General features: G+C 61.0%; 9 protein-coding genes. 3 read left to right on the forward strand and 6 right to left on the reverse strand.

Going from position 1 to position 6,577, the window contains the following annotated elements; translation table 11 throughout:
• Positions 1–83: 83 nt before the first annotated feature.
• From SOP95_RS31145 to SOP95_RS31155, 3 genes are all read right to left on the reverse strand, one after another.
• Positions 84–299: a hypothetical protein gene (locus SOP95_RS31145; protein WP_274074627.1), complete on the reverse strand. Its 216-nt coding sequence runs from the start codon at positions 297–299 to the stop codon at positions 84–86.
• 19 nt (positions 300–318) lie between these two features.
• Positions 319–525, reverse strand: a complete 207-nt coding sequence (locus SOP95_RS31150; RefSeq protein WP_274074626.1) for a DUF6021 family protein — start codon at positions 523–525, stop codon at positions 319–321.
• An 87-nt stretch (positions 526–612) separates the two neighbouring features.
• A complete protein-coding gene (locus SOP95_RS31155) occupies positions 613–1,341 on the reverse strand; it encodes a peptidase C39 family protein (RefSeq protein WP_323609476.1) in 729 nt (242 codons plus the stop codon).
• Positions 1,342–1,520: 179 nt separating this feature from the next.
• Here SOP95_RS31155 and SOP95_RS31160 point away from each other — a divergent pair, with 179 nt between their 5' ends.
• On the forward strand, positions 1,521–1,676 hold the full coding sequence (locus tag SOP95_RS31160; RefSeq protein ID WP_274074803.1) for a hypothetical protein: 156 nt from the start codon (positions 1,521–1,523) through the stop codon (positions 1,674–1,676).
• A 71-nt stretch (positions 1,677–1,747) separates the two neighbouring features.
• On the opposite strand, the gene SOP95_RS31165 is transcribed toward SOP95_RS31160, so the two are convergent.
• Both SOP95_RS31165 and SOP95_RS31170 read right to left on the reverse strand, forming a co-directional pair.
• The gene (locus SOP95_RS31165; protein ID WP_274074624.1) at positions 1,748–2,497 is read right to left on the reverse strand and encodes a TerC family protein; all 750 of its coding nucleotides are present in this window, start codon (positions 2,495–2,497) and stop codon (positions 1,748–1,750) included.
• Between the two features lie 29 nt (positions 2,498–2,526).
• Positions 2,527–2,769: a hypothetical protein gene (locus tag SOP95_RS31170; protein ID WP_274074623.1), complete on the reverse strand. Its 243-nt coding sequence runs from the start codon at positions 2,767–2,769 to the stop codon at positions 2,527–2,529.
• A gap of 135 nt (positions 2,770–2,904) precedes the next feature.
• Between SOP95_RS31170 and nhaR the strand changes: the two genes are divergently transcribed.
• Positions 2,905–3,804 carry a transcriptional activator NhaR gene (gene nhaR / locus SOP95_RS31175; RefSeq protein ID WP_274074622.1) on the forward strand — a complete coding sequence of 300 codons (900 nt, stop codon included), beginning with the start codon at positions 2,905–2,907 and terminating at the stop codon, positions 3,802–3,804.
• A 4-nt stretch (positions 3,805–3,808) separates the two neighbouring features.
• On the opposite strand, the gene SOP95_RS31180 is transcribed toward nhaR, so the two are convergent.
• The gene (locus SOP95_RS31180) at positions 3,809–4,963 is read right to left on the reverse strand and encodes an MFS transporter (RefSeq protein ID WP_274074621.1); all 1,155 of its coding nucleotides are present in this window, start codon (positions 4,961–4,963) and stop codon (positions 3,809–3,811) included.
• Positions 4,964–5,292: 329 nt separating this feature from the next.
• Between SOP95_RS31180 and sstT the strand changes: the two genes are divergently transcribed.
• Positions 5,293–6,525, forward strand: a complete 1,233-nt coding sequence (sstT, locus tag SOP95_RS31185) for a serine/threonine transporter SstT (RefSeq protein WP_323609477.1) — start codon at positions 5,293–5,295, stop codon at positions 6,523–6,525.
• Positions 6,526–6,577 lie beyond the last annotated feature (52 nt).

A 6,577-nucleotide genomic window follows, 5' to 3' on the forward strand; every position in this document is an offset into this window, starting at 1 on the left:
GGATATTCCCCCAATCCAGTTCTTAACAACACCATGCTTAAGTGAACAGCATTACGATCAATCGGGGCTTTTTTCGTCAGCGATTAATCGTTGGGCAGTGGCATCTGGTCGTCATCCGGAATGCCATCACCCTTGCTTGGGTCGTGCCATCCCTGCGGATGTTCGGTGGGCACCACCGTTGGCCGCGCCAGCGGATCGCGCATCGGACTCTCAGGATCCATCACCGGGTCGATGTCCTGCTCCGGAGTGGTCGGTACGGTTTCCGGACGCTTGTCGTTGAAACTCGAATCAGTAGACATACGCACCTCCAGGAGGCAATCAGGGTTTCAGGTCACCGAGTGGATCGTAGGGTTTGGCCGGCGCCTTGGAATTGTCATCCGGCTTTACGTCCCTCGGTGCCTTGGCCGGCCCGATGGGATCGACCGCCGGGTCAGCAAGGTCCGGGGAGTCGGGATCAAAGTCCAACTCATCACCGGACGAATGCTCGGACGAGTGAGGACCGTCGGGGGTATTGGAATGGGCCATGGCGCCTCCTGAGGGCCCGGGAAAATCCGGGCCTTCCCTATAAGAGGCTGGCAATGGGCGCAGGTGCCCGGCGGGTGACGAACGGGCCTACTGCGCGCCCAGCGCTTTTTTCGCCTTGGCGGCAGCCTGTTCCTGGCCTGCCTGGGCGAGATCGCTGGCTGCCTTGAGCCAGCGTTGCTGATCGACCTGGGCAGGCAGTTGGGTCGGATTCTGGATCAACACCGCCCATCCACCGGCATCCTTGAACGCCGATTCGAACGAACCGAAGCTCATCATCAACCGCGGATCCATGCCTGCGCGCAGCAAGACGGTCTGCTTCTGCCGGTTGTAGCCGGTCAAAATCGCGTAACGCGGCTCGGCCCACAGCGCCGAGCCTTCAGTGAAGCGCACCATCACCGGGTACCCGGCCGCGACCTGGGTCAGCAAGGCCGGCAGGCTGCTGTCGAGGGGATAGACCACCATCCCGTATTCGCGGGCGAGGTTCTGCATGTTCTGTTGCAACTGGGCTTCGGCGCCCGGCAAGCGCAGCGGTTTATCGAGGAGCCCCGGGGTAATCACGATGCCCTGCTGCGACAGCATGCTCGCCAAAACCTGCGGCCCGCTTTGGTTCGCCACCCCCTTGTAGAACCGCCCGCTGAGTTCGACCCGCTCCGGCAGGCGCTGGATCTGCGGCGCAACGCTTCCCGCGCATCCCCCCAGACTGGCAACGCACCCGACAATCAGCGCCGCCGATAGCATTCGAGAAATCACTCGCACCATCATCACTCTCTTGATCAGTTGCCAGGCAATCGCATTCCCGGCTTGGCCGTCGATCATAGGATGCCGCACCGCAGCGGTATAGCCTTAACCGGCAGTTGTTTGCATTCGATAGAGCAAACTGGTTGGTGATAGGCGACCTTTGGTCAATAGCCTGAAACACGCCAGCGACTAGACTGTCATTTGGATAGTGAGTGTGCCCGCTGCAGGGCAAAGAGGAGGCCTGGATGAGCCTGGCAATGACAATCGTAATGCTGATTTCCGGCTGGCTGGCGGTGGCCGCCGCCATGTTGTGGGGCGTCCTGCGCATTACCCGCCGGCACCATCACCCTGCTCCGCCAGTACCGCTGACGGAAACCGATAAAGGCGCCGCGCAGCACGCCACCGTCCACTGAATCACAATCTTCGGTCACCCATAAAAAAACGGCCGCCTGGATTCCAGGCGGCCGTTTCGTTTCAGCGAGGGTCAGGCTTCAGAAGCAACCCGCTTCTGCCTTGCCCGCCGGGACATCATGTTCAACACCTCGATCGCTGCCGAGAACGCCATCGCGGCATACACGTAGCCCTTCGGTACGTGGGCGCCAAAACCTTCGGCGATCAGCGTCATGCCGATCATGATCAGGAAGCCCAGGGCCAACATCACGACCGTCGGGTTGTCATTGATGAACTTGGCCAGGGGATCCGCCGCCAGCAACATCACCAGCACCGACACTACCACGGCAATGATCATGATCGGCAAGTGCTCGGTCATGCCGACAGCGGTGATGATGCTGTCGATGGAGAACACCATGTCCAGCATCAGGATCTGGCCGATCGCCGCGGCAAAGCCCAGGGTTACGGTCGAAGTTGCCGACTTCGGATCTTCCGGCGCCGGGTCCATGCTGTGATGGATCTCGGTGGTGGCTTTCCACAACAGGAACAGGCCGCCGGCGATCAGGATCATGTCCTTCCAGGAAAACGCATGGCCGAGAATCTCGATCACCGGGGAAGTCAACTGAACGATGAACGCGATGGTGCTGAGCAAGCCCAAACGCAGGATCAGCGCCATGCCGATACCGATGCGCCGCGCTTTCTGCCGATGCTGCTCGGGCAGTTTGTTGGTCAGGATCGAAATGAAGATCAGGTTATCGATGCCAAGCACGATTTCCATCACCACCAGGGTGGCCAGGGCGACCCAGGCGGTGGGGCTGGCGGCTAGCTGTAAAAGGTATTCCATGGGTCAGTCCTGACTCGTTGTAAGACGGTTTAGATTTCCTGGGAGGAAGATTCGGATTTTTCCGCTTCTTTTTCCGATGATTCTTTTTTGCTGATCAGCCCGCCGGTGGCTTCGCTGAGCGCTTGCTCGGCGGCTTTGTGCGTATCGTCGATCGCCTGCTTCGCGCTTTCGGCAGCCGCACCCATCAACTGCTGGGCGCTTTTTTCCGCCTGGTCGCAACCGGCCAGAACCAGTAAAGACGTGATCAGCAGCGCCGTCGCTTTTAGCTTCATATGATTTTCCTCGATATAACGAACGCGGCCGAAACGATGGCCCGTTGATAGCGAGGGATTCTAGGGAAATGAATACTTCAGGAAAATTCGTATTTTTAGCGGTTATACTTCGGTTTTTACGAACCGTTGATTCCCATGCTCAACTATCGGCAATTGCATTACTTCTGGGTGGTCGCCAAGACAGGCAGCATCGTGCGCGCCTGCGAGCAACTGAACCTGACGCCACAAACCATCAGCGGGCAGATATCGCTGCTCGAACAGACCTATGGCATTGAGCTGTTCCGTCGGGTTGGTCGGCAGCTTGAGCTGACGGAGGCCGGGCGACAGACCCTGACCTACGCCGAGCAGATGTTTCAGCTGGGGGGCGAACTGGAATTGATGTTGCGGGCGCAGCCCAACGAGCAGCAGATCCTGTTTCGCGTGGGCGTGGCCGACGTGGTGCCCAAGTCCATCGTCTACCGCCTGATCGCGCCGACCATGGAATTGAATGAGCCGCTGCGCATCACCTGCCGCGAAGACAAGCTTGAGCGGCTGCTGGCCGACCTGGCCATCCAGCGCCTCGACCTGGTGATATCCGACAGCCCGATGCCATCGCACCTGGACATCAAGGGCTATAGCCAGAAACTTGGCGAATGCGGGATAAGTTTTTTTGCCACCGCCGAATTGGCCGCGCGTTACGGTCAGGATTTTCCCCGCGGCCTGCACGGCGCGCCCCTGCTGATTCCCGGGCCGGAAACCGTGGTGCGCAGCCGCTTGCAACGCTGGTTCGCCGAGCAGCAGATCCAGCCGCAGATCGTCGGCGAGTTCGACGACAGTGCCTTGATGCAGGCTTTCGGCCAGTCCGGCAGCGGTATTTTCATCGGCCCGAGCGTGATTGCCGACGAAGTGAAACGCCAATACGGCGTGCAGGTGATTGGCCAGACCGACGCAGTCAGCGAGTCGTTCTACGCCATTTCGGTGGAGCGCAAGGTCAAGCACCCTGGCATTGTCGCCATTACCGAAGGTGCCCGACGCGAGTTGTTTACCGAACTGTGACGCCTCAGGCGCAAACTTCGCGGGGTTTGAACGTCATCAGCGCAATCGCCAGCAGGACCGAGGCGAGGATAAGCGCGGCCGCCGCGAAGCCAAGACCCTGCAGCCCTACGCGGTCAATCACCGACCCGCCGATCATCGCGCCCAGGCCAATGCCCAGGTTGGCGCCGGCAATGTTCAGCGAAGCGGCGAACGCTGGCGCTTCCGGAGCGGCTTTCATCAAGCGCACGTGACTGACCAGGAACATCGCCGCCTGGGTCACGCCCCAGATGCCCATCGCCGCCGCCAGACCGAGGGGCGAATGAATGTTCGGCACCAGCGCCACCAGGCCGGCAATCATCAACGCACAGAACATCATCGACGCCATCAGCGGGTGACGATCCACCGCACGCCCACCCAGCGAGTTGCCGATCAAGCCGACCGCGCCGAAGCCCATCAGGCACCAGCCGACCACGGTGCCGTTGAACCCGGCCAGGCGCTCGAGGATGTCGGCCAGGTAGGTGTAGGCCGTGAACATGCCGCTGAATACCACCACCGACAGCAGCACATGCCCCAGCATCAGCGGGCTGCGCAGGATCTTGAACTGCGAGAGGAAGCTCACCTGATGCTGGTGCAGGTTGGTTTTCGGCAGGTAGATAAACAGCAGCAGCGCCTTGGCAAACGCGATGACCGCCAGGATGGCGAACGCACTTCGCCAGCCGAACGCATCGGAAATCAACGTACCTACTGGAATGCCGAACACCGTGGCGCAGACAATGCCGAAGCCGATCTTGGCGATGGCGCGGCCGGCGTATTCCGGCCCGACGATGTCCACCGCAGTCTCGCTGGCCAGGGCCCAGAACACCGGCAACCCCAGCGCCGGGACCAGCCGGGCAAACGCCATCACCCAGATGTTCGGCGCCAGCGCCGCCAGGGTGTTGGCCAGGCCGAACAGGATCAGCACCGAGATGAACAGCTTGCGCCGCTCGAAGCGGGCGAAATACGCCGTGAGGAACGGCCCGAAGGCGGCGACGGTGAAGGCGAACAGGGTGACCAGCAGGCCGGCTTGCGGGATGCTGACATCCAGGTCCCGGGCGATGGCCGGCAACAGGCCGACGATGACAAATTCCGTGGTCAGCACCGTGAAACCGGCGGCAGACAACAGAAGAATGGGCAACAGCATGCACAACTCCAGAAAAAACGACGACACCAGCGATAGCCCGAAGGCCCACTGGCAGAGATGAAATGAGGATGGCGAATGTTAACAGAGTGATAACGGATGCGGTTGCACGAACCTGCAAATTGCATTGCGTAGCCGAGCGGCAGTTCGTCACAGGTCTGAAGGATCGTGCCTACGCTGTGATAAAGTCCGCGCCCTGCAAAACGTAACACCCTGTGTTCATCGATCTTTCATGACGTCGATGGCGCGACCTTCTTCGGTTTCCTGCCTGTGGTCTGCCCCGCAGCAGCGGCGAAACCTTGCACTTATAAAAAAATACGAGATGCCGTTTTATGACCGCTTCATCCCCTTCTCTATTGCAACGCCTGAAACGCCTGAGCCTGGTCACGCAAATCGTGATCGGCCTGGTCGCCGGTATTGCCCTGGCCCTGTTCGCGCCTGAAACGGCGAAGTCCACCGCATTTATCGGCAAAGTGTTCGTCAGCGCGCTGAAAGCGGTCGCGCCGATCCTGGTGTTCGTGCTGGTCATGGCGTCGATCGCCAACCACAAGCACGGCCAGGAAACCCACATCCGGCCGATTCTGTTCCTGTACCTGCTGGGGACTTTCGCCGCCGCCGTGGTCGCGGTGGTTGCCAGCATGATGTTCCCTTCCAGCCTGGTGCTGTCGACCCACGACGTTGCGGTGACCGCACCGGGCGGCATCGGTGAAGTGTTGCAAAGCCTGCTGCTGAGCGTGGTCGACAATCCGGTCAGCGCCCTGATGAACGCCAACTTCATCGGCGTCCTGGCGTGGGCCATCGGCATGGGCATCGCCATTCGCCATGCCGGCAACACCACCCGCGAAGTGCTGGGCGACCTGTCCAATGGCGTGACCGTGATCGTGCGCCTGGTGATCAGCTTCGCCCCGCTGGGGATCTTCGGCCTGGTGGCCTCGACCCTGGCCACCTCCGGTTTCGGCGCCTTGATCGGCTACGCGCATCTGCTGGCCGTGCTTCTGGGCTGCATGCTGTTCGTGGCGCTGGTGATGAACCCGCTCATCGTGTTCTGGAAACTGCGCAGTAATCCGTATCCACTGGTGCTGACCTGCCTGCGCGAAAGCGGCATCACCGCGTTCTTCACCCGCAGCTCGGCGGCGAACATTCCGGTCAACCTGGAGTTGAGCAAGCGCCTGGGCCTGCACGAAGACACCTACTCGGTGTCGATCCCGCTGGGCGCCACCATCAACATGGCCGGTGCGGCGATCACCATCACCGTGCTGACCCTGGCGGCCGTGCACACCCTGGGCATCGCCGTGGACATCCCGACCGCCATTCTGCTGAGCGTGGTGGCGGCCATCTGCGCCTGTGGCGCGTCGGGCGTGGCGGGTGGTTCGTTGCTGCTGATCCCGCTGGCGTGCAGCCTGTTTGGCATCCCGAGCGAAATCGCCATGCAGGTGGTGGCGGTCGGTTTCATCATCGGCGTGTTGCAGGACTCGGCGGAAACCGCGCTGAATTCGTCCACTGATGTGCTGTTCACCGCGGCGGCTTGCCTGGGTGAAGAACAGAAGGCTGAGCGTCTGGCCTGACACATCCCCCTGTAGGAGCCCGGCTTGCCGGCGAAGGCTTACTTCAGATCGC

The sequence above is a fragment of the Pseudomonas sp. YuFO8 genome, assembly GCF_035065025.1.
In the GTDB taxonomy this organism is placed as follows: Bacteria; Pseudomonadota; Gammaproteobacteria; order Pseudomonadales; family Pseudomonadaceae; genus Aquipseudomonas; species Aquipseudomonas putida_AE.